Source organism: Tistrella mobilis, assembly GCF_039634785.1.
In the GTDB taxonomy this organism is placed as follows: Bacteria; Pseudomonadota; Alphaproteobacteria; order Tistrellales; family Tistrellaceae; genus Tistrella; species Tistrella mobilis.
Genome location: NZ_JBBIAB010000039.1, coordinates 1 through 23495 on the forward strand (window position 1 = coordinate 1; position 23495 = coordinate 23495).

Here is a 23495-nt window from a genome sequence, read left to right on the forward strand (position 1 = left end):
TCGCCACGGCCGAGGCTCGCCGGCGGCTGCGCCCGCACCACCCGCAGCGATTCCGCTTTCCCCCTGCCCAGCCCCGCTCTCGGCGAGGGCCACAGGTGCAGCAGCACTCCGCTGCCGCACCTTAACCTTCACGGGAGAGTCCCATGACCACCATTCAGCCTATCCCCCTCAACCTCCTTATCCCTTCCAAAGCCAATGTGCGCCGCACCGGGCGCAAAGACGGCATCCGCGAGCTGGCGGCATCCATCGCCACCCATGGCTTGCGGCAAAACCTCAATGTCACGCCCGATGGCAACGGCCGCTTTGCGGTCGTTGCCGGCGGGCGGCGGCTTGCAGCCCTCAGACTGCTGGCGAAAGGGGGAACGCTGGCCAGCGATCATCCCGTGCCATGCCTCGTGGTGATGGACGTCGAGGACGCTGCCGAAATCAGTTTGGCCGAAAACGCCATGCGCCTCGATATGCACCCGGACGATGCCTGCGCGGCTTTTATGGCCCTGATCGACAAAGGAGCTGCCGTTGAGGATGTGGCGGCGCGCTTTGGCATCACCCCGGCCACGGTGCAGCGCAGGCTCCGGCTGGCGCGGGTATCCCCTGCCCTGCGTAGCTGCTTCCGCGCCGGAGACGTCAGCCTTGAACAGATGATGGCCTTTGCCGTTACCGATGACCATGCCGCGCAGGAGGCGGCATGGAGCGAGCTGTCGCAGTGGAACCGCGACCCTTCCAGCATCCGCGCCCACCTGACCCGCGAAACCGTGCGCTGCACGGATCGGCTTGCCCGGTTCGTCGGGCTGGATGCCTATCTCGCGGCAGGGGGATGCATCCTGCGTGATCTGTTTGACCGCGAAGAAAACGGCAGCTATCTGACCGACCGCCCGCTGTTGCTGCGATTGGCGGGCGAGAAGCTTGCCGCTGCCATGGAACAGGTGCGGGCCGAAGGCTGGAAGTGGGTCATCGCCGAAGCGGAACCCGACTACGACACCCGTTATGGCCGCATCTATCCCAGCGCCGGAGACGATGACGACGAGGAAACGGCAAGCTTCGCCCCGGAAGCGATCGCGCAGGCGGGCGCGCGGCTGCGCATCGCCCATGACGGCGCGCTGGAAGTGACGCGCGGCCTTATCCATCCGGACGATGCGGAAAGCCCTTCTCCTTCTCCACGGCCGGAAAAGCCGCGCAACGCCACCCTGCCTGCAACCATGGTGGCGGAACTGACCGCGCACCGCACCGCGGCCTTGCGGGTCGAACTTGCCCGCCAGCCTGCGGCTGCGCTCGCGGCGACCGTCCATGCCCTCGCCCTGCTCCTGTTCTATCCCGCCCCGGTGCGCGGGCGCAGTTGCCTTACCCTCGATGCCGAGCGTGAACGCCTCGCCCGCCATGTGAAGGCCTGCGACGACTGCCCGGCGCACCACGCCTTTGAGAAGCTGGCCCGGCAATGGGGCGACATGCTGCCCGAAGATCCCGCCATGCTGTTCGACTGGTGCCTTGCCCAGCCGCAGGCCGTGTTGCTTGACCTGCTCGCTTTCGTGGCGGCGGTGAGCGTCAATGCGGTGCAGGACAAGCACGACCAGCCGGAGAATGGCCGCCTCGCGCATGCCGATCGGCTGGCCGCCCATCTTGGCCTCGACATGGCCGCATGGTGGCAGCCGACCGTGGAAGGCTTCTATGGGCGCTTGCCGCGTACCGTGCTGGCAGGCTTCACGGCGGAGGCAGGGGTGCATGCCGCCATTGCCCGCCCCACCCTGAAAAAGCTGGAAGTCGCGCAGCGGGTGGCCAAGGCACTCGATGGCTCTGGCTGGCTGCCCGCTCCCCTACGCCCAGCCGATGCGGCCTGAGCCGAGGAACGCGCCCCCTTAACGGTGCGCGTTCTTCCTTTCATAAACTTACCCGGTAATTAAAATTACCGGGTAAGTTTATGAACCGAATAACTTGATTGGCCATGCCACCCGGCCATGAAAGTCAACCATCGCCGTTCTTGGCATCATTGGGCGGTTAGTCCGAAGAGGAGGTTCCTCCGCTGTCTGAGGGACTGCCAACATCGGGACTGCTATAGGAGGCGGGAGGTTCCTCATAGGTCGAAGAGCTGCCTGACGAACTATTTTCGTATCCGAAATCGCTGGGCGAGCTATCGAAAACTGTCACCGACATCTCTGGTGGTGCTGCTATTTCCTCGGAGGAAGCTTGAAAGGGCGATTGGCTCTCAGGGCTAAAAGGCGATGTATCGGACCAATCAGGCTGAGCAGGCTGAGGCTCCGGCTCGAATGCACGCTCAAGCGGCGCGCAGACCGTACTGCTCCAGTTTTCTGCCACAACGTCATGGACGGTATCGTATGCAGTATATGCTGCGGTAGTTCCGGCGAATACCGCCCCAGGGCCAGTTTCAACGAATGGGGCGGCGGCGGCCGCAAAAGCGGGAACGGCCACTGCGCCGCCAAGAAACTGCCCCATTGGCTCGGCAAGCGCATCGCAGGCTTCACGGGGATCGTCTGCAATCTCGGCGACCATGATAGCGGTCGTGTCTGCACTATCCTCAACGGGCAGCGCACAGACAACCGGATCAGATAGAGGAAGCTGCCCAAAGGATGAATCCGGATTTGTCCCGCCCGGAGGCACGCTTCCGTCAGCGTCGTGAAAGCTGCCTTCCTGATCCGCCATCCATGCATCAAATGACCCGAAAACGCCCATGACGTTCCCCCCCATCGATAGTAAGCTTAGGCTATCCTTAGATATTGGAGCGCGGAGCAAGCTTCACTAGGTAGCGAGGTGCGTGATGGCCTCAATTTTTAACCAGCTCGATGCTTGGCTCGAAACGGCAGATGATTCCGTGCCGTTGAACGCACCGGTGTCGCACGCTGAGAATGCTCAGGCCATGGCGAGAGGCAGCATCGAGACATTCAGGATCCATCTTGAAGAAGCGCAGCCAGCCGTCTCCGAAGAGATGATCCAAGGCTTGAACGGGTTTCTCAATGTTGCGAATAAAAATATAGATGAAGGAAAAATAACCGACGGTGAAGCAACGCTTATCACCCAATATCTTGACCAGATGCATCAGGCTCTATGGGGGGTATCCCTCAGCGGCATGCCCCTATCCATGAGCCTGCAAGGCGATAGGGGCGCGGTAGAGCAACATGAACCCATGCATTCAATCGAAGAGCGCTTGAATGACATGGAACATAGCCAAACCATCAGTCGCATCTTTAGCGCCGCTTCCATGATATATAACTTTGGTGATCCGATAATAAATGCGATCGGATCAATTTTCGGTGAAATAACAAGCATGGAATCTCCGCCACTGAATGGATCAGATGGCATCATAGAAACAATCGCATCAGATATTTACATTATCGACTCTTTTTAGGCCGGTTGATGTCTTTCGACCAGATAGGCTTTTCGGTACGAATGTTCTTTTCTGAGGAATTCCTGGCGATGCCGGGGGGGGGATTTATCGAATTTCGATCTGCTCCTGGTTTGAGCGGTCTAGAATTTTCCATGCGGCGTACCCCACCAGGACTGCACCCACCCCGACGGCGAGCACGATCATCGCCTTCTGATTCGCAGAATATTTCCCAGAACTCTTCCCAGAAAGGTTTTTTTTTACCTCCACGGTCTCCGCCCAGGCTTTAACGGGCCGCTCGACAGGTTGCCAGTCGCGCATGGACACAAGGCTGTCCGGAGCAAAGGCGCGGGTTAATTCCGGCCCCGCCGCCTGCTTCTCATAGGCGGTGCGCAGCGCGGCCAACGCATCTTCCCGGAATGCCGCTTCAATGGACTCGCGGCTGGGCAAACCCTGCCTGCGTGCTTCGTTATGCGGAAACACATAGGCTAACTTCACGCCGCAGGGGCGTGTGCCTTTGTCGCCGGTGGCGCGCGTCTCAATTGCCCAATCGGGATGATGGCCGGGAATATTCGCCACCCGATCCGACGCCACGATCATCAGAGCATCGGGGAGAGCAAGAAAGTCGGCACAAAACTTCTCATCCCAGCGTTGGTAAAGCTTTGCGTCATTGATCCGATCAATAATGCTCCGATCACCGCAGATGGGTGTCCATTCGTGAGGCGGGAAGTTTACTTTTGCAGATCCATAGATGCGGGCCGGTGTCACAGGACGCTCTCCAGCTGCCGGATATCGATCTCGGAACCGGATTGCGCAAACCGCAAATCCGCCCGCTTCAGAACAAGATCACCTTTGATCCCGGAAAGTATCGCCTTGGCCAGCATGAGATCGGCATAGGCGCTTCTCTCCATTGATCCAATCGTTCTTCCATCCTTAACGAACTGTAAAAACCGTTTGAATATACTCTCTTTTCGAGTGATCCTTGCATATTCTGCATCAAAAAGCAGATGATGATATTGAGCAAAAACAATACCTAATGTCGAGAATAGAAAAGGATATTCGATATTTTTTGGTTTTAAAATATTGGGACGCATTGAGGTAATACTCATCGGGCATGACATCAGTAATATTTTGGCATCCATATCACTAAATTGTGTGACAATTTCATTAAATAATAGATCATGAATACTCCCCCATTTTTCTTGCGGGTATCGGTCAAATTTTGTCAGAACAACAGAAACTGGCAAAATAGCCAAAGGATGGGTCAGGCTGTCAACCGCGCCTTTGACGATGGATCGTATATTCTTCTCAACAAAATCAAGGCGCTCTGTAATCTTGTCGATATCCATATCGCCGGCATCAACGAATATCACCAGCGCCTCGCAGCTGGCCACACGGGCGCGATCAAGCTGCGCTGCATCATCATTATCTCTCTGGTGGCTGAAATGACCTCCAGGAACATCCACCAGGGCGAGCCGTTTCTCCCGCTGTGTCCGTTCCAGGCTCCCGATGGGGGTATGTTCAAACATCACATCCATCGGGAACAAATCGGAAAACTCTGTCGGAGGTGGCCACCGCATGGGGCGGTCGGTCATGCCATCGGCAATGCGTTGCAGCGTGTCCCGATCGCTCGAATAGGCATAACCGGTTATCTGGAACCCCACCTGATGGTGGACTCCGTTAGCTTGCGCGATGGCGATCTCGCTTGGCTTGGCGATCATGCGGGCAGCTTGGCGCGCCCGGTATTGAGCATGCAGAGCACCGAAGAAGCTGGTCTTACCAGAGCCTTGGTCGCCGATCAGTGCAATCTTCATACAGGGTTTTCCCTACGTCGATGGGGAGAGTCTCGGAGAATAAAGGCCCATTTTTGTGCGAGAGACGGTTCCGCATCTGCCTGGTCGCCAGGTGCCGGGCGATCGGTGGAAGCTGTCGGCAGCACACCCTTCAGCGCCGCATGCGTCGCTGCCAGCGTTGACGGGGGGCTGCTTGCGCCGGATCGTCGGAAAAACTCCGCGCCACGTTCAATCAGTGGCAGCGCCTGACCAGTGAGGCCGAGTTCGCTGAAATGCTGCGCGGCTTTGCCGGCCAGCTCGGAGGCGACAAGCGGGCTATGGCTGGCCACATTATCCAGCGCCGAGAGGTAGGCCGTGAGAATGTTCTCCCATGCGCCCTCAGACAGGCCGGCTTCCTGCGCGGCGCGCATCGCGCGGGGAAATTTCGGCGCTTCGAGAAGATGGGGAAAATGGGTCGCCTGGAAGACGTCAGATAGCCCAACCATAAGGCTAATCAGGCTGAAGTAAGTGGCCCGTCCTGCATCCGCCCGGGATAGGCCTTTCAGATTAACCGCGACCGCGCTGCTGGCAGTAACGATGCCGCCTGCCTGGAATCCAAGGCCCCATAGGGAAATGTCTATCCTGAAATTTTCCTGGGAGATTGGCTCAACCAGCAGAAGGGCGCAAGGCTCCGTTCCCAGAAGCTCGTAAACATTGGAAGTCAGGCCGGCTGCATTGGATTGGCAGGAATTATGAGTTTCGTCGTAAATGCGGGCCTGGCTGCCGAGGAAAGACGATGTATCCCGATCGGCACATCGCACCATCTCACGGAGAAGCTGAATAAGTGGCTGTGTTGAAGATGCCTCATGTCCAGCGCCCCCGGCTGTGTTCCGCCGCGTCATTTGATCCAGAATGTCGGTTCTGCGGGTGATAATAATATTAAGGCTCCGACCGCGCTGATCGCGCGATAGGCGGATTATTCCGCCCGGTGTTGTATGAAATGGCCATTTATGCAGGGCATACGATAGATATTTTCCGCTTTCTTCGTTAGTGGCGGATAACTCCATTTGCAGGAGAATTCTATCGCGTTGGGCCGCTAAATTTTCTGCATGATGACGCTCCCTCTGTTCGAGCGAGAGAACATTATTCTCTAACGTGCCTTGATGCAGGCTGATTTGAGACCGTTCTATTTGGGTGGGCATGAACCGGGCGGCGGCCCTTTGTCCCAATCCAAAAGAAAGAGAGGTAATAACCGCACTCGCGCCAAGTATAATTGCAGAAATCGGATCGGGCATCGCAGTTACCCCGTTTCATCCATATTTTCTGGGAGGCGTGTGGTCGGTGAAATCCGTAGCGGAGTGTCGGGCATCCTTGGGGGTATAGTGCGTGCCGCCCAACCAGGGAGATCCCCCGCAGGAAGGCGTGTCGGAAGGGCGAGATACTACCCCTGGAGAACAGCATAACCGTGATCGTTGATCGGATGAATAGGATTTAAGCGATAAGTGACCCATACCCGCACGGGGCGCGTCTCATTTATTGGGTAATTTAAGTTACCGGGTAATTTTTATAATCGGATTGACAAAAATACCGGATTATTTAATTTACCCGGTAATTCAAGAAACCGGGTGCAAGCCATGCCTGTCATCGCCATCGCGTCGCCCAAGGGCGGGGCCGGAAAATCGACCACCGCCGTCATCCTCGCAACCGAGCTGGCGCATGCGGGCGCGCAGGTCACGCTGCTCGACTGCGACCCCAACCAGTCCGTTTCCCTTTGGGCAGGGCGCGCCCCGCTGCCCCCCCGGCTCGCCTGCATCTCCAATGTCAGCGAGAGCGAAATCGTGCGCACCATCCGCAAGCACGATGGCGACGGAAAAATCGTCATCGTCGATCTTGAGGGTGTCGCCTCCCGTCTGGTTTCCCGCGCCATTTCGCAGGCCGACCTGGTGCTGACCCCGATGCGGGCGACCACGCTGGATGCCACCATCGGGGTGCGCGCGCTGGAGCTGGTTGCCGAGGAAGAAGAAGCCCTCGGCCGACCCATTCGCCACGCGGTCGTTTTCACCATGACTCGTGCCATCCGGTCGAAGCAGCACAGCGCCATTGAAGCATCACTGGGCGGGCAGGGGGTGGACGTGATCGAGCCGCCCCTGATGGAGCGCGCTGCCTTCTCCGCCCTCTTCGAGTTCGGGGGGGATTTGCGCAGCATTCCCGCGCAGGGCCGGATGGATGGCGCGATCGAGAATGCGCAGGCTTTTGCGCAGCAGGTATTTGCCCGCCTTACGGAGGCTTCCCGATGAGTCAGAACACCCCCTTTACCATTGCCGTCGGCGCCCTGAAGCGGCGCGAGAAACCCGCCACGCCGCAGGCACTCAGCATGGCGGATGCTGCCGGTGAAAAACATGGGTTCGTGGACAGGGAACCGCGCCGGCGGCGCGGCCGTGTCGCCAGCGGCCGCACGGGGCAGGTGCATGCCAAGGTGCTGCCCGAAATTGCCGAAGAGATCGCCAACGAAAGCAGGCGCACCGGCAAAACGCAGGGGGTGCTGATCGAAGAAGCCTGGGCGCTGTACCGCGCCCGGCAGGGCTGAAGGCATCAGCGGGGCAGGGGGTATTTCTCTGCCCGCGCTTTGCAAAAGCCGATGAACGCCGCATCGGGGTTCTTCAACTCCGGCTTGCCGTTCATGCACCAGAACTCCTGCCACTGCTCATAGAGCCATTGCACATCGTAGCCGCCGGCCACCGCGCGCGCCCGGTCGAATGTATCCGGCGCCAGCGAGAGCGCCGCCTCGTCCTCGCGGCCGGCGGCGGCCGACCGCATCAGCGCCGGCATCGTCACCCGGTTGCGGAACACCACCATGTCATCGTCGAACGAAACGCTGTAGTCCGGGAAATGCTGGTGTTCCATATCCTGCGCGATGATCGTGCCGACTAGGCGCCGGAATTCTTTGAGGGTTGAGTTGGAGCCGCATTTTTTCTGAAGCCGCTCCAGGTGGATGCGCCACTCCGCCTGGGTGCCGCAATGTTTGCGCGCCAGCTCATACATCCGCCGCTCCAGGGGCTTGCGCAGCCGGAAATAATCCCGGTGCAGCGTCAGCACCTCTTTTGCGCGAATCGCGTTGAAAACCCAGTCCGAAAGCTCGATCTCCAGCTCTTGCATACGCCCTTCGCGCGTCTGCCGGACGAGCTTGAAGCTGTTAATCAGGCCAAAGCCGTCCAGCTCCTCCCGATTGCCGGTGGTGATGTTGGTGACGATCTTCGTGCCAAGCAGCCGCTCCAATGCGGCCTTCAGCCCGTCATAGCCGCGCCCGTCCGTGAGCCGGTTGGTGGCGGTGAGCACGTCATAGGCGCGCAGCCGCAGCCGCTTCGAGACGGGCTTGCCTTCATTCAGCGCGGCAATCGTCTGGCTGATGCAATAGATCAGCACATCCCGGTCATGAACCGTCGCCAGCCCTTTGACCGAAGGCGTGATCTCGATCCATGCATGGCCGTGTTCATAGCGCCGCACCCGGCGATCGGGTTTGGTCGAGAGGGAAAAAATCGGATGCTCCATCGAGGCCATATCGCCTTTCGGAGCCGCATCAAAAATATCGCAAACGAACAGATCGGTGGTCGGGTGGCGATCGGGCAGCAGGGGAGAGCGCTCAGGATCGAGCGCATCCAACAGCTCATGATTCGTGTTTTCACCCACCATGCCCCCATCATCGTGATTTCACCCACCGGGTCAAGCGCTTCGTGATTTTACCCACCGATCGCCTATCGTGTTTTCACACACCAAGGCCCGCTATCGTGACTTTACACACCATCTATCGTGACTTTACACACCATCTATCGTGACTTTACACACCGGCCATTTCTAATTACCCTTATATTTCAAATGCTTCCAAACCTTTTTCCACAGCTTAACACTATATATAACACATATCTAACACAGGGAGGCGAGTTATCCACAGGCCGAGCCTGCCCCACTTATCCACAACTCCCCACTCCAGCCATCCCGTGTGGCGCTGTCCTAAATACGGCATCGGCCTTCGGCCGATCAGTTTTTCTCTCATGCCTACGGCATCCAAACGGTGTGCGGCCTGTTGCCGCACAAGATTTTGTTCAGTTGGGAGGGGACACCCCTCCCAAACCCTCCCCAAGAGGGCTTGGCAAGGGGAGTGGGTGGCAATGTTTGGGGTTTACCTGCACCATCCTAGCAACGGAAAGGCCGTAGTCGCCAAAATCTCCCCGCTGGATGCCCTTCTTTGGATTGGGTGGTGGGGGAGTAGCGGCAAGTCACCATTCGCGCCGCATGGGCCGCAAAACGGCTTAGCGGGCCACCCCTCATTCCTGCTCCTGCTGCCGCGCATAGCTGCGCAGCAGCAACCGCAGGCAGTAATCCGGCAACTGGCGGTAGGCCTCCGTCATCGGCGGCACCGGCAAGAGCGACCGCTGCACCACCACCACCGTCACCATTGCCGCGCCGGGGCGCGTGGCGGCGCGGGCTTCCCGGCGGCGGCGCGCCAGGCGCCATAGCATCAACCCGGCCGCCGCCACCACGCAGCCAAGCCCCAGCCCATACGAGGGCGTCCCCCGCATCACGATCGCATAGGCCAGCCCAAACAGGCCCAGCAGCAGCATTCCCAGCCATTGCCGCGCCGCGTGGCGGCGCGGCTTCGGTGGCGGGGCCGGTTCCGTCCGGGCGGCCATGCTCTCCCATGCCCGCCGCCGCGCCCGGTGCAGCCGCAGCCGGTCATGCGCCTGCATCGACTGGTCGAGCAACCAGGCCAGGCCGACCCCGGCAATCCACCGCCCCGCTTGCCCGCTATCCAGCCAGATCAGATAGCCCGTCGCCGCAACCGCCAGCATCAGGCCCAGCATCACCAACCCGTTACCCAAAAGGTAGGTGAGTAGCGACGGCGGCTTCATTGCTGGAACCGCGCCAGCAGGAAGTTGCGACCACTACGCCGGAACTGCCGCCCGGCCTGATACCAGATCGCCGACACCTGGTTGCCATTGGCCGAGCCGCCCGTCATCAGCGCCGAGCCGAACGCCGCCGGCTCGATCACATAATCCATCTGTTCCGCATAGCCCCGATTGGTGCTGCTGCTATTGCCGCTGCCGCGATTTTCGCCCCAGTTCTCGCCCGATCCCCACGACGAACCCGCGTTCCACCCGCCGCCGGTCGTGCTGCTACTGCCGCCCGGCCCCATGCTGGTGCCGCTGCTGCCGCTGCGCCCCCGGCTGCCGCCGCGCGTCACGTTCTCGCCCCGGCTCAGCCCGTCATTCCAGCTCGCGCTTTCGCCCTCGCTGTAATTGGCCCGCCGCTGGAGCGCCCGCCCGATCGTGCGCGCCGCCCATTCCTGAGTTTCCGGGCAGGAGGTGCTGTGAAACACGCGCGTCGCAAAATTCCCCAGTAGGTGCTGCGCGCGATCGCGCGGCTGTTCGCCGCCGATCGTGGCGTAAAACGTGGGCAACGACTGCGTGAGATAGACCGTGCAGGCCCGCGATCCCCGGCAGGTGGATTGATATTCCGCATCATAGGAATTGATGAAATACTGGCACTCATCCGCCCACAGAAAAACCGGGCGCTGACGGTGCGCCGGCGGCAACGCATTGCGGTTCAGCACCGCCCGCTGCCACAGATATTTGAAGACCTGCTGCGCGATAATGCCGTCCTCATTCAAACGCAACGCCGGCATATCGAGCAGAATGATAGCCCCCTGAAAACACAGCTCCGGCACCAGCGTGACCTCGCCGCAAAACGCCCGCCGCAACCAGCCATGCTGAAAACGATCGAGGCTGGTGCTCAGTGAAATGGCGATATTGCCCCGCGTCTTCGGGTCAAGCCGCGCGAAATCCTCCGCCCAATAGCGCATCAGCTCCACCGTGCGCGTGGTGCCGAGCACATGCCGCGCCCGGTCGCTGGCCTGATAGAAAAACGACTGCGCCTGCCAGGCCGGGTCGCCCAGCTCCTCCCGCCGCTGCGGCGCGCCCCGCACGAAACGGATAATATCGGCGATCGTCACCGTGCCGGTTGCCGCGTGCAGCACCGGAATGCAATGGCGCAGCAATTGCCGGGTGGTGTCCTCCCAAAACCGCTCCCCGGCGCGGCCGGGGCTGGGGCTGGCCTGGTGCGCCGCCTCCAGCACCCGCATCAGGCACTCGACCACGCTGTTCAGCCCATCGCCGCCCTGCCGGGCCAGCTCATAGGCGAGGAAGTTGAAACTTCCCTCCTGGCTGCTGAAGGTGATGAGCGAGTCCGCCCGCCTGGCTGCCTGCGCATACTGTCGCCATAGCGCCGCTTCCTCCGGCTTCGCGCACAATACCAGCCCGCCCATCCCGGCGCGCAAATAGGCCATGGCCAGCGCCGCTCCGGAACCGCTCGTCTTCCCCGACCCGATACCGCCAACAATGCTTACCCCCTGGCAGGCATCGCGTAGCGTGAAATAATCGTCGGGGCTGAGCTGCAATAACGGCGTGTCCAGTTCCATTCCCCATACCTCCCGGAAACATTTTCGACTATGCTGGAATTATCCCGTGGCCGAAGGGGGTGGAGATGAGCCGCCAGTTCACCCGGATCTTCAGCGAAATCGTCACCGACATCCGTGAAAAGCTGGTCGAAGAGCCGTGGTACGGCCGGCCGCTCGATCGCCACCCGCCGACGCATGAAGCCGGCGAGCCGGCGAACCTCGCCGCGTTGATGGGCTGGGCCAAAAAATCCGACGCCCCCGGCGACCACCCCCGCGCGCTGGACGCCCCGCAGATCGACATCGAGCCGGATTGGGAACCCTACCTCGATCCCGATCGCTAGCCCAATGGGCAGCCCGGCGGCGCAGATGCGCCGCCGGGCGCGCGGCTCAGCTCGGCATCGTCGTCGGCGGTGTCTCCGCCGCCTCCAGCAGCGCCCGTTCTCGCGCCCGCGCCGCCAACGCAATCAGCGTCGCCGTCGGCACGAACCCGTCGATCTGTTCCGTGAAATCAAGCCCTTCCACCGCGTAGAACAACGCGATCTTGCCGAACATCGCATAGCCAATGGCGCAGCCGATCGCCTCCCCGGCAAACGGCACCCCAAACAGCAGGCGGCCAACCGTCATGTCGAACAGGTCGATCGCAACGCACACCAAGAATTTAAGCCACCACATGACGCCTCTCCCCGCCGGGTGATGACCCGCGCACCGCACCAAGCGGTGCGCGGGCTGATAGCCGTGGGCCGGCCGGGCTTCAATCCCGCAGCGTTGCACCCGGCAGCGCCGCCCCCAGAGCAGCGCCACCGGCGGCGCCAAGGGCAGCACCCCCGACGATGACAGCACCGCTAAGCAGCGGGCCAACCAGCGGAACAGCTGCCAGCGGAGCCGCCACCGATGCCGCGGTGGCAGCACCCGCCGCCGCGCCCTTGAACCCACCAATGCCCGCGCTCCCCGCGCGAACGCCCAGCACGAAGCTGTCCCACAGTTCCTTCACAGGATTTTCTTCGGACATGATATTCACCATTTAGTTGATTACGCTGATGCAAAATCACCCCCCGCTGTGCCGCGAGGGTGTGACGGTGGGGTACGCCGAGAAGCGATGCGGCGCACGAAAACACCACCCTGCCTAGTGGCAGGCGTGGGACTTAGACGGGTTTTTCTTGGGAAAGCATCAGGTGGTCGTGAGCCTGTTTAAGCCGCAATCGGCAGCGCACCCGTACCCCGATGGCTACAGGTTGGCGCATATCAGGCTGCTTGGTCAATACGAAAAAACACTGATTGTTATTTTATGTAAGCTCGTGCTGTCGACGACGCTTGGCTCCCGCAAAGCGTGAGTACTCCACCAGGGTATCGGGCTTGGGCGCTTCCCCGCGTTGAACCCGCGAGACCCAGGCATCCACCGCCTGCTTTTTAGTAGGAATAGGCAGGTCATCCGGTAGGCTGGTCGTGCGCTGCCCCAGCCAGGTATAGAGTTCGCGATCGAGCTTGCTGAAATGGGCGCGGATCAACCCGGTGCCGTCGGCGCGGATGATGCTTTTCCCGTCGGGCAGGGTGATCGGCTGGTAATAGGTGCGCAGGAAGTCCGGGGCGCTCATGCCGTTGCCGCGCGCTTCCTTCCAGGAAGGCACTGGCTGGCCCCGCGCCGCAAAATGCTGCTGCACAACGGCGACCGGATCGGCTTCCTGCGCGTTGCTCGCAGTGCTGGCATGAGCTGCCGCAGGAAGCTGATGCAGCTGCGAGATTTCATGCGCGTTGTCGGAAATAAATTGATAAATGCGTTCCGCTAGCGGCACGGCGAAATCTTCATGGACGTGATTTTCTATAAGGAGATTTATGAGATCAATCTCAATTTTAGGCTTACTCTTAGTATTAGGATCCATAAAATTATCATAGTTCAATTCTATATATTTAGCAATGGCCAACGAAATTGACATATAATCAGGGTGATCGCCCAGATGTTCAGAAATTATGTCATCCGGACCAATAAAATAGTTACGGCCACGTCGCCCTTTCTGTAAAGGTGACGAGGGTTCTATTGAAAATTTTGGAGAAGATTCAAGCGTTCCTGTATAGAATGAGTTTTCTACTATTCGCGCCATCATGGCGATGGCAACGCCGGAGGCAACAACGCTGACCGCGCCGGCGGCAATGCTGAAAACGCTACGACCACCGAGATCCTTCGCCTCCATGAATGATTCATGAAGGCGGCGTTTGACCAGAGCGGTTAGAAACTCGCGGGTCATTCCCTCGATGGCATTGCTCGACATCGCAAAAGCCCTTTTGAGTGCGCGGACACCTCGTGATCGGGGGTCACTCCACCGCATGGCGGGGGTAAAGAAAGCCCAGCATAACAGCGCTGGCGCTCACTATAATGCGCCACCCCCCAGATGGGGAGTGAAAAATCGCGTGCTTCTAGATGGTTGATGGTTGTCGCCATGCAGATAGCGCATAGCGATACAGAAAAATTTCGTATATGCATAAAGTTCGATGCTTTTTCTGGGGTAAGGAAAAAGAGATGACCGACTAATGCTTGAAAGTATTGACCGGGTTCGTCATTGAGCACTGCGACGATAAAGCGCAGTGCCTTCCGTTCAGGCCGAGCGCTCCGCGTCATGCCCCTGCAGCAGGGCTTGCGGGTCGATCGCCTGGATGCTGTCGATGCGCAACGTCCCCGCCGCTGGCGCGGGCCACCGGGCCGCATGCCATTGCTGAATGGCTTTCAGCCGTCGGTCGTTGATCGCCTCCAGCAAAGGGTCGGCGATTCCGGCGCCCTGAACGGTAAACGCCATCGAGGCATAGTGAAGGGTCACGCTGTTATCGCCGAGGGCGTAGACATGCAGAAGCTGGGGGTAGGGCATCAGGTAGCGCTCCGGGGTCTGGAACCGCGGATGAAAGCTGCGCACCGTCAGCGCCATTACCGGATCTCCGGTGCGCTCCAGCTGTAGGGCGTAATAATCGCCGGCGCTGCTAGCGGTGGCCGCCGCCGCTTCCGGCGTGGCTCCGGCCGGCCGGGGCGCGCTGTCGGCGCTCAGAAGCTCCGCCAGCGACGGCCCGCCCCCGGCGGCCTGCGGTGATTGGGTCGCGCGGACGCGGGCCGCCCAGGCCGTGCTGCGAATGCTCATCGTTCAAATCCTCCTTCATGGGCAGGCCCGGCCGGGTGGCGTGGTGGTTCAGGCTGGCCGAGCCACCGCGATAGCTTCTCCAGCTTCTTGTCGCCCCAGGCGAGGAAGGCGCTGACGCGCGCCCCGGCATGGCGGGGGTCGCCCTGCATGGCGCGCGCGGCCATCGCCCAGACCGTGCGTTGCTCGTGGTTGGCGATCCACTGGTTCATGATCGCCTTGCCGCGTTCCTTGATCTCCCGCACTTTCAGCAACACGCCCAAATAGGGCTGGGGCTTGTAGGGCTTGCCCTGTTCCGCATAGCTGCGGCGGTCAATCCGGGTCGCAATCCCCTTCATGGCAAGCACCTGGTTCACCGCATGTTCCCATCCGGCCCGGTGGCTCTCATAGAGCGATTTCAGGTTCCACGAATCGGGGTTCGTCACCCAGCCATCGCCTTCGACCCAGTGCGCGTTGGGATGATCCCGCGCCTGAGCGGCGCTCAGCGTGTCGTGCCGTGATTTCTTCCGGGCGAAGCCGTCCCCCTCCAGGGGGCGCATGGTCAGCAGGATATGCGCATGCGGCTGCGCGCCGCTGCCATCGCGGGCCGTGTCATTGTGCCAGGCGATGTCGGCGACCATCCCGCGCGACACGAAATGTTCCTGCACATAGGCGCGCACGATCGCGATCCGCTCTTCGCGGCTGAATTCGCGCGGAAGGGTGACGCGCAGCCGGCGGGCGGTCTGCGCATCCTTGCGCTTCTCGGCGCCTTCGGCGCGCGTCCACAGCTCAAGGCGCGCATGCACCCAGTCCGGCGCATCGCGCGGGGCAAGGATCTCCAGATGCTCGACCTCGCCGGCGCCGGCCCGGTAGTCGTGCTGCTGCCCGGTGCGTGGATCGGTGAAACACGCGCGCGCCTGGTAGGCCGCCGCCGCAATGGCCGACTGCCCGCAACCACGACTGACCACTTCCACGCGCATCGAGAAATAGGCTGGCATGCCTGACCACCTGGTTCGAGGTTCGGGAACGTGCCAAGGGGAATTAGTGCACAGATACGTTGCTGGCGCAACGTGCACCCCTCGGCACCGGAGAGGCTTCCGTAATTCATCCTTAAAGTTGTGATGTCCATGGAAAATTGCAATTTATACGAGCATTGGCAGGCGGCCTGCCGATGCTGTTGCAGGTGGGCCTCGAACCCACCTGCCCAGCCTGCCGAAGGGGCGTTTGAGCCACCCCCTTCGGCGCATCCCCCGGCTGTGCCTGGCAACGAGATCAGACCGTCACCACCCCGCGCCCATCATCCGTCAAATTCATCTTGATAACAGATTTTATCAATATAAAATCAACGCCATGAGCAGCATCCATTTCCCCACCGAAATTCCTTCCGGCGATCGCCGCCTCACCGCCGGCGAGTTCCATCGCCTGGGTGACGTTCCCCCGGAGGCCGAATGGTTCGACAACATTTCCAGCCCGGCGACCCGGCGGGCTTACAGAAATGCCGTCGGTGATTTCATGGCCTTCACCGGCATCGTCCGGCCGGAAGAATTCCGCATCGTCACCCGCGCCCATGCGATCAAATGGCGCGACGAGCTGGTGAAGCGCGGCCTGGCCGGAAGCAGCATCCGCCACCGGCTGGCGGCTCTGTCGTCACTGTTCGAGTATCTGTGCGAGCGCAACGCCGTCACCCACAACCCGGTAAAAGGCGTGAAGCGTCCGAAGGTGGAGAATGCGGAAGGCAAGACGCCGGCGCTGGGCGATCACCAGGCCGCGACCCTGCTTGCTGCGCCCGCCGACGACAGCCTGAAGGGCAAGCGCGATCGGGCCATCCTTTCAACCCTGCTCTTTCATGCCCTACGGCGGGAGGAGTTATGCCGCCTGACCGTGCGCGATGCCCGCCAGCAGCGCCGGGGTGTGCCGCATCTGGTCGTCACCGGCAAGGGCAACAAGCTGCGCTACATCCCGCTCCATGCCGGCACGGCGGGCCTGATTCACGACTATCTGGAAGCGGCCGGACACGGGGGTGACGAAAAGGGGCCGCTGTTCCGCCCGCTGCGTAGCCGCACCGGAGCGCAAGGCGCGGCAATCACCCCGGATGGCGTCTATAAGCTTCTCCAGCATTACTCCGCGCTGCTGGGCTTCCGGATCGGGGTTCACGCATTGCGCACCACCGCCGCCACCAATGCGCTCGATCATGGCGCCGACATTGCGAAGGTGCAGGAGTGGTTGGGCCATGCCAATATTGCTACCACTCGTATCTATGACCGCCGCAGGACGCGGCCCGAAGACAGCCCGACATTCAAGGTACGGTACTGAGGGGATGGCGAGTGCAGGTCTATACAATCCGGGTCTATCCGGAAACGTGCAGTGTGACGGTGTATCAGAAAAGCAAAACCGTCTGGATAGCGACGGGAAATTTCATGGGACAGGAGCTTAGGCAGAAAGGAAGAAGTGAAAGCTCTGCACTCGACCGATGGCGTGACGTTGCAGAATGGCGGTATCGAAGTAGTTAAGTAATATCAAGAAATACGCTGGCCGGAATCGAGTGATGGAAGGGTGAGTGACGATCAATGGCAACGCGCGAAGAGCTTGAGGCGGCAAAAAGAGAATTGATAGAATGGCAAGATAGGTTTGACAATTATTCAGGGAACAATCCGAATAAATACAGCACCAATATTCGTAATGCATCTCGACGGGTGCGCATCCTGGAAGCGGCCCTGAAGGCTTCCGAGGACATCCCGCTTTCCGATAAGGAGCGGCATGGTCATGCTCCGCCATCGACGAAGAGTAGGCCCTAAAATGCTGAACCCCGGGCGCATGCCAAAGGCAGAGGCGTACCCGGGGTGTACAAAGCAAACATAAGAGATTGCATCGCGTATGTCAAGATGCCTATCATAAAGTAAGATTCATAATTCAGAGGCCTAATTGCCTGCATCATTTGTTTATTCCCAAGTAGATCTTGCCGAACTGGAGCGCTGCCTGTCGTCAGATCGCCTCTCCACATACATGGGAGCTGTGGGTCATGACAAAGAAAGCGCTGTAAGGCTCTATGTGTGGAATATGGCAATAAGCGCTGCATTCTATAGCCCGCTTCAGGCTCTGGAAATTACTATCCGTAATGGGTTCCATCATGAGCTGACGCAGACCTATGGCCCCTCTTGGTATAATAACCCACGGGTGCCGCTAACCGCCGAGGCGCTGCGCCTCGTGCAGAACGCGCGCGCCAAATTGGCCGAGCAAGGCAAGGCCCCCGATCCAGGCCGCATGGTGGCAGAGCTATCTTTCGGGTTCTGGGAGCGTCTGTTATCCAAGGGGCCGAAAGGGGCATATGAGATGAAGCTCTGGCGGCCGGCGCTCCATAAGGCCTTTCCACACGCCCGAAAGAAGCGCTCGGAGGTTCATCTGCCTGTGCAGCATCTTCGGGTGCTACGCAATCGTATCGCCCACCACGAGCCGATTTTTGCCCGCCACCTTGCCCAGGATTATCGCAGCTTGACGGATGTGCTTGGCTGGATCAGCCCTGAGATTCGCAGATGGGTCGAGCACCATAGCAACATCCATGCGGTGTTAGCGCAGAGACCGTGAAGGAGTGGGAAAATAATGGGTGAAATTATAATAAAATGCAGAATCAAAGGGGCATAATATAAGAAATTAACAGATTTTATCAAAATATTAACGCTTCTTATTAATAATAAAAATCAATCCGGGCGGAAATAAAGACCCGGAAGAGCCGCAAACCACCCGGTTTAACTATCGTGGCGGCAACGGATGGTAAGCACAGAAGACACGACGCCCAAGGCGCATGCGCTGGTTGAGGCCTTTTCGGTCGCTTTTAAGCTGCGCAGCGCCGGAGCGGACTATGCCGGCGAACCTGCCCAGGCGTTCGCTGTTCCCGAAGACATGCCGCGCGCCCGCGCGGCGCATCTCGAACAGCATCGCGCGTCTGCGCGTAGCCGCCTGCAACAGCAGGCAGCGGCGCTGGTGGGCGAGGATCGCAGCCATATCGAGCACCATATTCTGTCCCTCGATGCGGCGGCCACCATTGGTCAGATTGACGCCATCGCAAGCCGCGTCATGCAGGAAATCACCCTACTTTCAGTAGCAGTGACGAATGGCACGCTGCTGGTCGAAGACACCGAACGCCAATCCACGGCGGCGATCAATGCTGCCCACCAGCGCCTCTATGCGGCCGATGCGGTCTACCGGGCGCAGATCGACATGCTGGCGACCGAAGCAAACGGCGATCGCCAGCAGGCCGACGCGCGCGACGAGAAGACCGATGAGCTGCTGCGTCGGTATGGCATCACCACCAGTGTCGATGCCGAACTGGAAGAGCAGCGTCGCCGCCGTGCCCTGGCCGAGCAGCGCGGCGACATGATCGAGATGTTCCGCCTCGATGGTGCCATCAACCAGATCCGCGAGCGTAAGTATGCCGAAGCACGCGAACAGGCTGTGGAGCACGGCAAGCCCGAACTGGTCGAAACGCTCGACCGCGAGCAGCCGCAGCGGAAGCGGGAGACTGAGGCGGCGGTGCGTCGTTCAGAAACCGCTGGGTGGCGGTTTCTTGAGGCGCAGGAGCGGGAACTGAAACGTAAAGAGATGGGCGAGGCGTGGCGTGACGATGCAATCGCCGAAACCCAGGAGGCTCCGAACGAGGCCGCGAAACAGAAAGAAGCCCGGTCGGATCAGGAAGATGGCGCGCCGCCTCTGGCGGCGGGGACGCCAAAGCTGCCAGTGCTCGCGGTGACAGAGCTGCCGGCGGCGCCATCATCATCCGACAATGCCGCGCCCATCTCTTTACGTTTCGGTGCCGCTTTACGGTGATCCCTGAGCCTTGCGCCGCGCTTCCTCAGCCTGGCGCTCGCGCAGCCGGCTGACAATAGTATCGAGTTGCAAGAGCGTCATGAGATCCCCGCGCTGTTCGGCCAGATCGCGGTTGCGCAATTGCTCCGCCAGTTCGGCATCGACGCTGGTGGTGATGCCATGCCGGCGCAGCAGCGCGTTCATCCTTTCGGCAGCGGCATCGCTGCGCTTGCGATCGACCGCCGCCTCGGCTGCGAGCGCATCCATCTGCGCCCGGTAGACCGGATCATTGGCATAGAGGCGGCGGGATGTTTCGGCGTCCTGCGTCCACGCCACCCCAAGCGGCAGCAGGGCGGCAACCAGCAGCGCCGCCGGAAAGAACATCCGTCGCTTCATGGCGTGCAACTGTCCAACCGAGTTTCAAGGGAGGTGGCGCGCAGCGCGAAGACGAAGAGCCGCGTGTTCACCTCAACGCAGTTCCAATAGCCCGTGGTCAACAGGCACGCGCCCGCCGCGCAGGCGCCGAATGTCTTGAGGCCTTCGGCATCGCTTTCGGTGCGCATCGCCGTGTCGAAGCCCGCACCAAGGCAGGTGGCAAACACTGTCATCGACCCCGGATTGTCGTTCATCAGCGCCATGGCATCGGCATGGAGCGTCTGCAATTCCGAGCGAACCGCCGGGCAGCTCTGGGCCAACGCGCTGGCCGGCACGGCAATCATCGCCAAAGTGCCGATCAGCCCGGCCAATGCCGGGCGCCGCGCTGGCCGGAAAAAGGCAGCAGAAAACCGCATTGCTTCTCTCCCCCGAAGCAAGACGAACCAACCCAAAGCATCAGACAGCCATGCAGCCCTCAGGGGCGGCTACCCGCCCCAGCGCCGCCATTGCGCGTTGCGCGGGTAGAGATCTTCCATCGCCGCGCTGGGGAAGCTGCGATCGCTACACCACCCCTGGCCGGGCCGCCCATACCAGAGGTAGTTGCGACGATCCGTGACGATGGCGTATTCAGCCCGGCCCTCCTGCCGCCAATGCGCCTCGGCCGCGCGCATGGCCTGATCCTCCGAGTAAAACCACAGCGCCTGACCATTCTGGGTGACGCCATACCATTGGTTTCGGTCAAGATAGACGAAGCTATACATGAGAAATCCCTGCACCGTCGGGGGCGCTGCGCGCCTATTTCTTGATGAATGGTGCCAGCGTGCAACGCTATCGGCAATTTTGCTGCGAATTACACGCATACAACTTTGATTTATCTCGACACGTTCCCGGAGGAATTCTAGTCATTCAAGAGTTGATGACGGGTCACTGTCATTCTCGAAAAAAATATGTGCAACCCTATTGCCGATAGCGTTGCAGGAGGAGAAAACGCCATGGTCTATGCACCCAATCCCCACTGGCAAATGATCGACCGCAGCGGCGGCCGCAAATACCTCAACGCCGCCGAGCGCCGCCGTTTTCTGGAAGCAGCCGACCGCATGCCCCCATGCCGCCGTGCGCTGTGCTACCTGCTGGCTTTCACCGGCTGCCGGATCTCCGAAGCCCTCGCCCTTACCCCCGCGCAACTGGATGCCGAAGGCCGCACCATCACCCTGCGCACCCTCAAGCGCCGGCGGCTGGTCTACCGCACCCTGCCGCTGCCGGAGTGCGTGATTCGCCTGCTGCGAGCCATGCTGCGCGGCCCGGCCGACCGCTTCTGGAACATCCACCGCGTCACCGCCTGGCGCTGGGTGAAGGCGGCCATGCGGCAGGTGCAGGTGGCCGGGGCCATGGCCAGTTGCAAAGGCCTGCGGCACGGCTTCGGCATGCGCGCCGCCGCCTGCAACATCCCGCCCAACCTCATCCAGCGCTGGCTGGGCCATGCGTCCCCCGCCACCACGGCGGTTTATCTCGATGCGGTGGGAACCGAAGAGCGCCGCTTCGCGAGCCGCATGTGGTAGCCCGGCCACCCCAGCGGGGCCGCGAGCGCCGGAAGCGGCAATTTCACGCGGTGATGCGTGAGGCTTCCGGGTGCGCGCGGTTCATGGCGGCCTGGGCCGAACTGCTGATCGCGCCCGCCATGCTCGTTCTGTACGGCCTGGCGCGCGGTCTGCCTCGCCGGGTCGCGGCCAGGCCGCGCGTCCCGCTGCCGCTGGCATGCCTGCTGGTGCTGCTGCTGTTTATCGCAGCAGCGATGCAATGGCACCGCCCGGCGCAGCAAACGGCATCCGGGCCAGCAGCGGCCATGAAACCGAAGCAACCGCGCGGAAGGATCGTGCTCGATAGCCTGTTCTGCCTGCATTAGTGCCTGGGCCAGCCGCGTAGCGACGAAGGCCACGCTATCATGCGGCGCGTGTTCGCCGCCGGCGCGGTGGTGCCGACCATCTGGCGCTACGAAATGGCCGCGTCCCTGCTACGCATCGCGCGCCCAGCCGCTGACCTACGAACAGCGGCGCGCCATCCTACGCGCTCCTGCCCTTGCCATTAATATCCCGCTTCTGCCCGCCGCCATGTCATCACATCTTCTGTTCAATTAATGATAAGGTCTTACAGAAAATATTACACGAGATAATCGGGGTGTTACCTGGCATTATTTCGATGCTTCTTCTGATCAATTTCATTATTGATGATTTGAATTGCTTCACCAATTCTATCAAGTGCATCTTGAGATGATTTTGTTAGAGTGTTGCCGAACATTTCTCGACATGATTTGTATGTATTATTTAGATTTTTTAATTCTTCTTCTAGGTTCGGAAGATTGCGCTCATTAGGTGGTGGCAGCGTCATTTTTCAGATCCTTCTGATGAGATGTTCTTACTCAATCATACCATCGACCTTGATAAGAAATTCAACCATAAATCATTGTATGGTGCGATTGACAGCACAAAAGGAAGCATCCGCTGTTCATCACGCTGCTCTTCCTTGCGGCGCTGATCGAGCAGGGCGGCGTCTTCAATCGGCGGTGAGGGCGGTCTTTTCCGGGGAAGGCCGTTGCCTGCCTTGGGTGGAAGTGCTTGTCCCAAAGGTTGGGCCGGGTCACTTACCCGCCGCGCCGGTGCCGTCTATCCCGCGGCCCGCTCCATTCGCTGCGCTCCCGTGTGGGGGAAGACAGCGCCGGCTTCTCCGCCGGGTTGGTCGTGTCCGTCCTTCGGGACAGTCACATCAACCAAAGGAGAGTCTTATGTCCAACCCCAAAGAAAAACCCGCACCTGTCCTTGATGCCTATGCAAGAAACGTCGGCGCCGGCGATCAGGTCTACTGGACGAAGATCGGCGTTGCCTGGGAGCGCGCGAACGGCAAACCCGGTTTCGTCATTCGCCTCGAAGCCTATCCGGTGAACCCGGAAATCTTCCTGTTCCCGCCCAAAGCCGATGCCAAGGCATAGGAGGGTGTGATGCAGCTTCTTACCAAAGCGCAACGGGCAACCCTGCTGGCGAACCATCGCCAGCAGGGGCTTACCGGCACGGTGGATCACTACCCCGTCGTCAAGCTTTTCACGCCGGATGCCGGATGCACCTGGTTGCTGACCGAGCTGGACGAAGACGGGGATACCGCCTTCGGCCTGTGCGATCTCGGCCTTGGCTTTCCCGAACTGGGCTATGTGAGCCTGGCCGAGCTGGAGAGCCTGCGGGGAGCCGCCGGGCTGCCGGTCGAGCGGGATCGGCATTTCCAGGCCGACAAGCCCCTCTCCGCCTATGCGGCGGAAGCGGCGCGGGCGCGCACCATCCGTGCCTGAGACCGGAGGCGTCACCCGCTGGGGTGACGCCTCCGCGTTCCTGCCGGGGAGCCTTGCCGGTGTCAGGCCAGCCCGTACCAGGTGCCGCGCCCGGCCCAATAGCGTGCCATTTACCCATCCATTTCCCTCCGATTTGCACCGCCGTCCTTCGGGTCAGGCCGGGCTGTCATGAACCGAACCCGCCGAACGGTTTCCCTCCATGTTGTGGGTTATGCCGCCGCCGACGCGGCGTAAGTGGGGGAAGCCGGGGGGCGCCGCCCCCTCTCTCCCCCAAAGCGCAATCGCCACGGCCGAGGCTCGCCGGCGGCTGCGCCCGCACCACCCGCAGCGATTCCGC

The 23495-nt window shown here is 60.7% G+C and carries 27 protein-coding genes; 12 read left to right on the top strand and 15 right to left on the bottom strand.

What is annotated here, in order from left to right:
• Positions 1-143: 143 nt before the first annotated feature.
• Complete coding sequence (locus tag WI697_RS26420) at positions 144-1832, top strand: ParB/RepB/Spo0J family partition protein (RefSeq protein ID WP_345960552.1); 1689 nt, start codon at positions 144-146, stop codon at positions 1830-1832.
• A 157-nt stretch (positions 1833-1989) separates the two neighbouring features.
• Here WI697_RS26420 and WI697_RS26425 read toward each other — a convergent pair whose 3' ends face one another.
• Positions 1990-2682 carry a hypothetical protein gene (locus tag WI697_RS26425; RefSeq protein ID WP_345960553.1) on the bottom strand — a complete coding sequence of 231 codons (693 nt, stop codon included), beginning with the start codon at positions 2680-2682 and terminating at the stop codon, positions 1990-1992.
• Between the two features lie 85 nt (positions 2683-2767).
• On the opposite strand from WI697_RS26425, the gene WI697_RS26430 reads away from it, so the two are divergent.
• On the top strand, positions 2768-3355 hold the full coding sequence (locus tag WI697_RS26430; protein WP_345960554.1) for a hypothetical protein: 588 nt from the start codon (positions 2768-2770) through the stop codon (positions 3353-3355).
• Between the two features lie 84 nt (positions 3356-3439).
• Here WI697_RS26430 and WI697_RS26435 read toward each other — a convergent pair whose 3' ends face one another.
• From WI697_RS26435 to WI697_RS26445, 3 genes are read right to left on the bottom strand one after another with little or no spacing between them, the layout of a single operon-like run.
• Entirely contained in the window at positions 3440-4099 is a 660-nt protein-coding gene (locus WI697_RS26435) for a hypothetical protein (protein WP_345960555.1), read from the bottom strand.
• Positions 4096-5145 carry a TRAFAC clade GTPase domain-containing protein gene (locus tag WI697_RS26440; RefSeq protein ID WP_345960556.1) on the bottom strand — a complete coding sequence of 350 codons (1050 nt, stop codon included), beginning with the start codon at positions 5143-5145 and terminating at the stop codon, positions 4096-4098. The genes WI697_RS26435 and WI697_RS26440 overlap by 4 nt, the downstream gene beginning before the upstream one ends.
• Positions 5142-6398, bottom strand: coding sequence for a hypothetical protein (locus WI697_RS26445; protein ID WP_345960557.1), 1257 nt, complete (start codon positions 6396-6398; stop codon positions 5142-5144). Before WI697_RS26445 ends, WI697_RS26440 begins: the two co-directional genes overlap by 4 nt.
• Before the next feature lie 339 nt (positions 6399-6737).
• On the opposite strand from WI697_RS26445, the gene WI697_RS26450 reads away from it, so the two are divergent.
• Both WI697_RS26450 and WI697_RS26455 read left to right on the top strand, forming a co-directional pair.
• Complete coding sequence (locus WI697_RS26450) at positions 6738-7400, top strand: ParA family protein (protein WP_345960558.1); 663 nt, start codon at positions 6738-6740, stop codon at positions 7398-7400.
• A complete protein-coding gene (locus WI697_RS26455) occupies positions 7397-7690 on the top strand; it encodes a chromosome partitioning protein ParB (protein ID WP_345960559.1) in 294 nt (97 codons plus the stop codon). Before WI697_RS26450 ends, WI697_RS26455 begins: the two co-directional genes overlap by 4 nt.
• 5 nt (positions 7691-7695) lie before the next feature.
• Here the strand turns inward: WI697_RS26455 and WI697_RS26460 are convergent, their stop codons facing one another.
• The 3 genes from WI697_RS26460 to WI697_RS26470 all read right to left on the bottom strand — a co-directional run bounded on the left by WI697_RS26460 (position 7696) and on the right by WI697_RS26470 (position 11575).
• The gene (locus WI697_RS26460; RefSeq protein WP_345960560.1) at positions 7696-8793 is read right to left on the bottom strand and encodes a replication initiator protein A; all 1098 of its coding nucleotides are present in this window, start codon (positions 8791-8793) and stop codon (positions 7696-7698) included.
• A 632-nt stretch (positions 8794-9425) separates the two neighbouring features.
• Complete coding sequence (locus tag WI697_RS26465) at positions 9426-10010, bottom strand: hypothetical protein (RefSeq protein WP_345960561.1); 585 nt, start codon at positions 10008-10010, stop codon at positions 9426-9428.
• Positions 10007-11575 carry a type IV secretory system conjugative DNA transfer family protein gene (locus tag WI697_RS26470; RefSeq protein WP_345960562.1) on the bottom strand — a complete coding sequence of 523 codons (1569 nt, stop codon included), beginning with the start codon at positions 11573-11575 and terminating at the stop codon, positions 10007-10009. Before WI697_RS26470 ends, WI697_RS26465 begins: the two co-directional genes overlap by 4 nt.
• Before the next feature lie 65 nt (positions 11576-11640).
• On the opposite strand from WI697_RS26470, the gene WI697_RS26475 reads away from it, so the two are divergent.
• Positions 11641-11895, top strand: coding sequence for a hypothetical protein (locus WI697_RS26475; RefSeq protein WP_345960563.1), 255 nt, complete (start codon positions 11641-11643; stop codon positions 11893-11895).
• Positions 11896-11941: 46 nt separating this feature from the next.
• Here the strand turns inward: WI697_RS26475 and WI697_RS26480 are convergent, their stop codons facing one another.
• From WI697_RS26480 to mobQ, 5 genes are all read right to left on the bottom strand, one after another.
• Positions 11942-12226 (bottom strand): hypothetical protein, encoded by a 285-nt coding sequence (locus tag WI697_RS26480; RefSeq protein WP_345960564.1) that lies wholly within the window; start codon positions 12224-12226, stop codon positions 11942-11944.
• Between the two features lie 79 nt (positions 12227-12305).
• Positions 12306-12563 carry a hypothetical protein gene (locus tag WI697_RS26485; RefSeq protein WP_345960565.1) on the bottom strand — a complete coding sequence of 86 codons (258 nt, stop codon included), beginning with the start codon at positions 12561-12563 and terminating at the stop codon, positions 12306-12308.
• A 274-nt stretch (positions 12564-12837) separates the two neighbouring features.
• On the bottom strand, positions 12838-13818 hold the full coding sequence (locus WI697_RS26490; protein ID WP_345960566.1) for a hypothetical protein: 981 nt from the start codon (positions 13816-13818) through the stop codon (positions 12838-12840).
• Between the two features lie 324 nt (positions 13819-14142).
• Positions 14143-14673, bottom strand: a complete 531-nt coding sequence (locus WI697_RS26495) for a hypothetical protein (protein WP_345960567.1) — start codon at positions 14671-14673, stop codon at positions 14143-14145.
• On the bottom strand, positions 14670-15647 hold the full coding sequence (gene mobQ / locus WI697_RS26500; protein WP_345960568.1) for a MobQ family relaxase: 978 nt from the start codon (positions 15645-15647) through the stop codon (positions 14670-14672). Before mobQ ends, WI697_RS26495 begins: the two co-directional genes overlap by 4 nt.
• A gap of 352 nt (positions 15648-15999) precedes the next feature.
• Here mobQ and WI697_RS26505 point away from each other — a divergent pair, with 352 nt between their 5' ends.
• The 3 genes from WI697_RS26505 (at position 16000) to WI697_RS26515 (ending at position 19470) form a co-directional block, all read left to right on the top strand.
• Positions 16000-16962, top strand: a complete 963-nt coding sequence (locus WI697_RS26505) for a tyrosine-type recombinase/integrase (RefSeq protein WP_345960569.1) — start codon at positions 16000-16002, stop codon at positions 16960-16962.
• A gap of 609 nt (positions 16963-17571) precedes the next feature.
• Positions 17572-18231, top strand: coding sequence for an Abi family protein (locus WI697_RS26510; RefSeq protein ID WP_345960570.1), 660 nt, complete (start codon positions 17572-17574; stop codon positions 18229-18231).
• A 183-nt stretch (positions 18232-18414) separates the two neighbouring features.
• Positions 18415-19470: a coiled-coil domain-containing protein gene (locus WI697_RS26515; protein WP_345960571.1), complete on the top strand. Its 1056-nt coding sequence runs from the start codon at positions 18415-18417 to the stop codon at positions 19468-19470.
• Here WI697_RS26515 and WI697_RS26520 read toward each other — a convergent pair.
• From WI697_RS26520 to WI697_RS26530, 3 genes are all read right to left on the bottom strand, one after another.
• Complete coding sequence (locus tag WI697_RS26520) at positions 19462-19833, bottom strand: hypothetical protein (RefSeq protein WP_345960572.1); 372 nt, start codon at positions 19831-19833, stop codon at positions 19462-19464. The genes WI697_RS26515 and WI697_RS26520 overlap by 9 nt on opposite strands.
• An 8-nt stretch (positions 19834-19841) precedes the next feature.
• Complete coding sequence (locus WI697_RS26525) at positions 19842-20240, bottom strand: hypothetical protein (protein ID WP_345960573.1); 399 nt, start codon at positions 20238-20240, stop codon at positions 19842-19844.
• Between the two features lie 69 nt (positions 20241-20309).
• A complete protein-coding gene (locus tag WI697_RS26530) occupies positions 20310-20585 on the bottom strand; it encodes a hypothetical protein (RefSeq protein WP_345960574.1) in 276 nt (91 codons plus the stop codon).
• A gap of 231 nt (positions 20586-20816) precedes the next feature.
• Here WI697_RS26530 and WI697_RS26535 point away from each other — a divergent pair, with 231 nt between their 5' ends.
• From WI697_RS26535 to WI697_RS26550, 4 genes are all read left to right on the top strand, one after another.
• On the top strand, positions 20817-21383 hold the full coding sequence (locus tag WI697_RS26535; RefSeq protein ID WP_345960575.1) for a tyrosine-type recombinase/integrase: 567 nt from the start codon (positions 20817-20819) through the stop codon (positions 21381-21383).
• An 83-nt stretch (positions 21384-21466) separates the two neighbouring features.
• The gene (locus WI697_RS26540; RefSeq protein ID WP_345960576.1) at positions 21467-21727 is read left to right on the top strand and encodes a hypothetical protein; all 261 of its coding nucleotides are present in this window, start codon (positions 21467-21469) and stop codon (positions 21725-21727) included.
• A gap of 876 nt (positions 21728-22603) precedes the next feature.
• On the top strand, positions 22604-22807 hold the full coding sequence (locus WI697_RS26545) for a hypothetical protein (protein WP_345960577.1): 204 nt from the start codon (positions 22604-22606) through the stop codon (positions 22805-22807).
• Positions 22808-22816: 9 nt separating this feature from the next.
• Positions 22817-23158 (top strand): DUF2958 domain-containing protein, encoded by a 342-nt coding sequence (locus tag WI697_RS26550; RefSeq protein WP_345960578.1) that lies wholly within the window; start codon positions 22817-22819, stop codon positions 23156-23158.
• Positions 23159-23495 lie beyond the last annotated feature (337 nt).

Bases quoted from the DNA above. Each gene is read 5' to 3' on its own strand.
- WI697_RS26420 (WP_345960552.1), top strand. From the start codon at position 144: ATGACCACCATTCAGCCTATCCCCCTCAACCTCCTTATCCCTTCCAAA.
- WI697_RS26425 (WP_345960553.1), bottom strand. From the start codon at position 2,682: ATGGGCGTTTTCGGGTCATTTGATGCATGGATGGCGGATCAGGAAGGC.
- WI697_RS26430 (WP_345960554.1), top strand. From the start codon at position 2,768: ATGGCCTCAATTTTTAACCAGCTCGATGCTTGGCTCGAAACGGCAGAT.
- WI697_RS26440 (WP_345960556.1), bottom strand. From the start codon at position 5,145: ATGAAGATTGCACTGATCGGCGACCAAGGCTCTGGTAAGACCAGCTTC.
- WI697_RS26445 (WP_345960557.1), bottom strand. From the start codon at position 6,398: ATGCCCGATCCGATTTCTGCAATTATACTTGGCGCGAGTGCGGTTATT.
- WI697_RS26450 (WP_345960558.1), top strand. From the start codon at position 6,738: ATGCCTGTCATCGCCATCGCGTCGCCCAAGGGCGGGGCCGGAAAATCG.
- WI697_RS26455 (WP_345960559.1), top strand. From the start codon at position 7,397: ATGAGTCAGAACACCCCCTTTACCATTGCCGTCGGCGCCCTGAAGCGG.
- WI697_RS26460 (WP_345960560.1), bottom strand. From the start codon at position 8,793: ATGGTGGGTGAAAACACGAATCATGAGCTGTTGGATGCGCTCGATCCT.
- WI697_RS26465 (WP_345960561.1), bottom strand. From the start codon at position 10,010: ATGAAGCCGCCGTCGCTACTCACCTACCTTTTGGGTAACGGGTTGGTG.
- WI697_RS26470 (WP_345960562.1), bottom strand. From the start codon at position 11,575: ATGGAACTGGACACGCCGTTATTGCAGCTCAGCCCCGACGATTATTTC.
- WI697_RS26475 (WP_345960563.1), top strand. From the start codon at position 11,641: ATGAGCCGCCAGTTCACCCGGATCTTCAGCGAAATCGTCACCGACATC.
- WI697_RS26480 (WP_345960564.1), bottom strand. From the start codon at position 12,226: ATGTGGTGGCTTAAATTCTTGGTGTGCGTTGCGATCGACCTGTTCGAC.
- WI697_RS26485 (WP_345960565.1), bottom strand. From the start codon at position 12,563: ATGTCCGAAGAAAATCCTGTGAAGGAACTGTGGGACAGCTTCGTGCTG.
- WI697_RS26490 (WP_345960566.1), bottom strand. From the start codon at position 13,818: ATGTCGAGCAATGCCATCGAGGGAATGACCCGCGAGTTTCTAACCGCT.
- WI697_RS26495 (WP_345960567.1), bottom strand. From the start codon at position 14,673: ATGAGCATTCGCAGCACGGCCTGGGCGGCCCGCGTCCGCGCGACCCAA.
- mobQ (WP_345960568.1), bottom strand. From the start codon at position 15,647: ATGCCAGCCTATTTCTCGATGCGCGTGGAAGTGGTCAGTCGTGGTTGC.
- WI697_RS26505 (WP_345960569.1), top strand. From the start codon at position 16,000: ATGAGCAGCATCCATTTCCCCACCGAAATTCCTTCCGGCGATCGCCGC.
- WI697_RS26515 (WP_345960571.1), top strand. From the start codon at position 18,415: ATGGTAAGCACAGAAGACACGACGCCCAAGGCGCATGCGCTGGTTGAG.
- WI697_RS26520 (WP_345960572.1), bottom strand. From the start codon at position 19,833: ATGTTCTTTCCGGCGGCGCTGCTGGTTGCCGCCCTGCTGCCGCTTGGG.
- WI697_RS26525 (WP_345960573.1), bottom strand. From the start codon at position 20,240: ATGCGGTTTTCTGCTGCCTTTTTCCGGCCAGCGCGGCGCCCGGCATTG.
- WI697_RS26530 (WP_345960574.1), bottom strand. From the start codon at position 20,585: ATGTATAGCTTCGTCTATCTTGACCGAAACCAATGGTATGGCGTCACC.
- WI697_RS26535 (WP_345960575.1), top strand. From the start codon at position 20,817: ATGGTCTATGCACCCAATCCCCACTGGCAAATGATCGACCGCAGCGGC.
- WI697_RS26540 (WP_345960576.1), top strand. From the start codon at position 21,467: ATGGCGGCCTGGGCCGAACTGCTGATCGCGCCCGCCATGCTCGTTCTG.
- WI697_RS26545 (WP_345960577.1), top strand. From the start codon at position 22,604: ATGTCCAACCCCAAAGAAAAACCCGCACCTGTCCTTGATGCCTATGCA.
- WI697_RS26550 (WP_345960578.1), top strand. From the start codon at position 22,817: ATGCAGCTTCTTACCAAAGCGCAACGGGCAACCCTGCTGGCGAACCAT.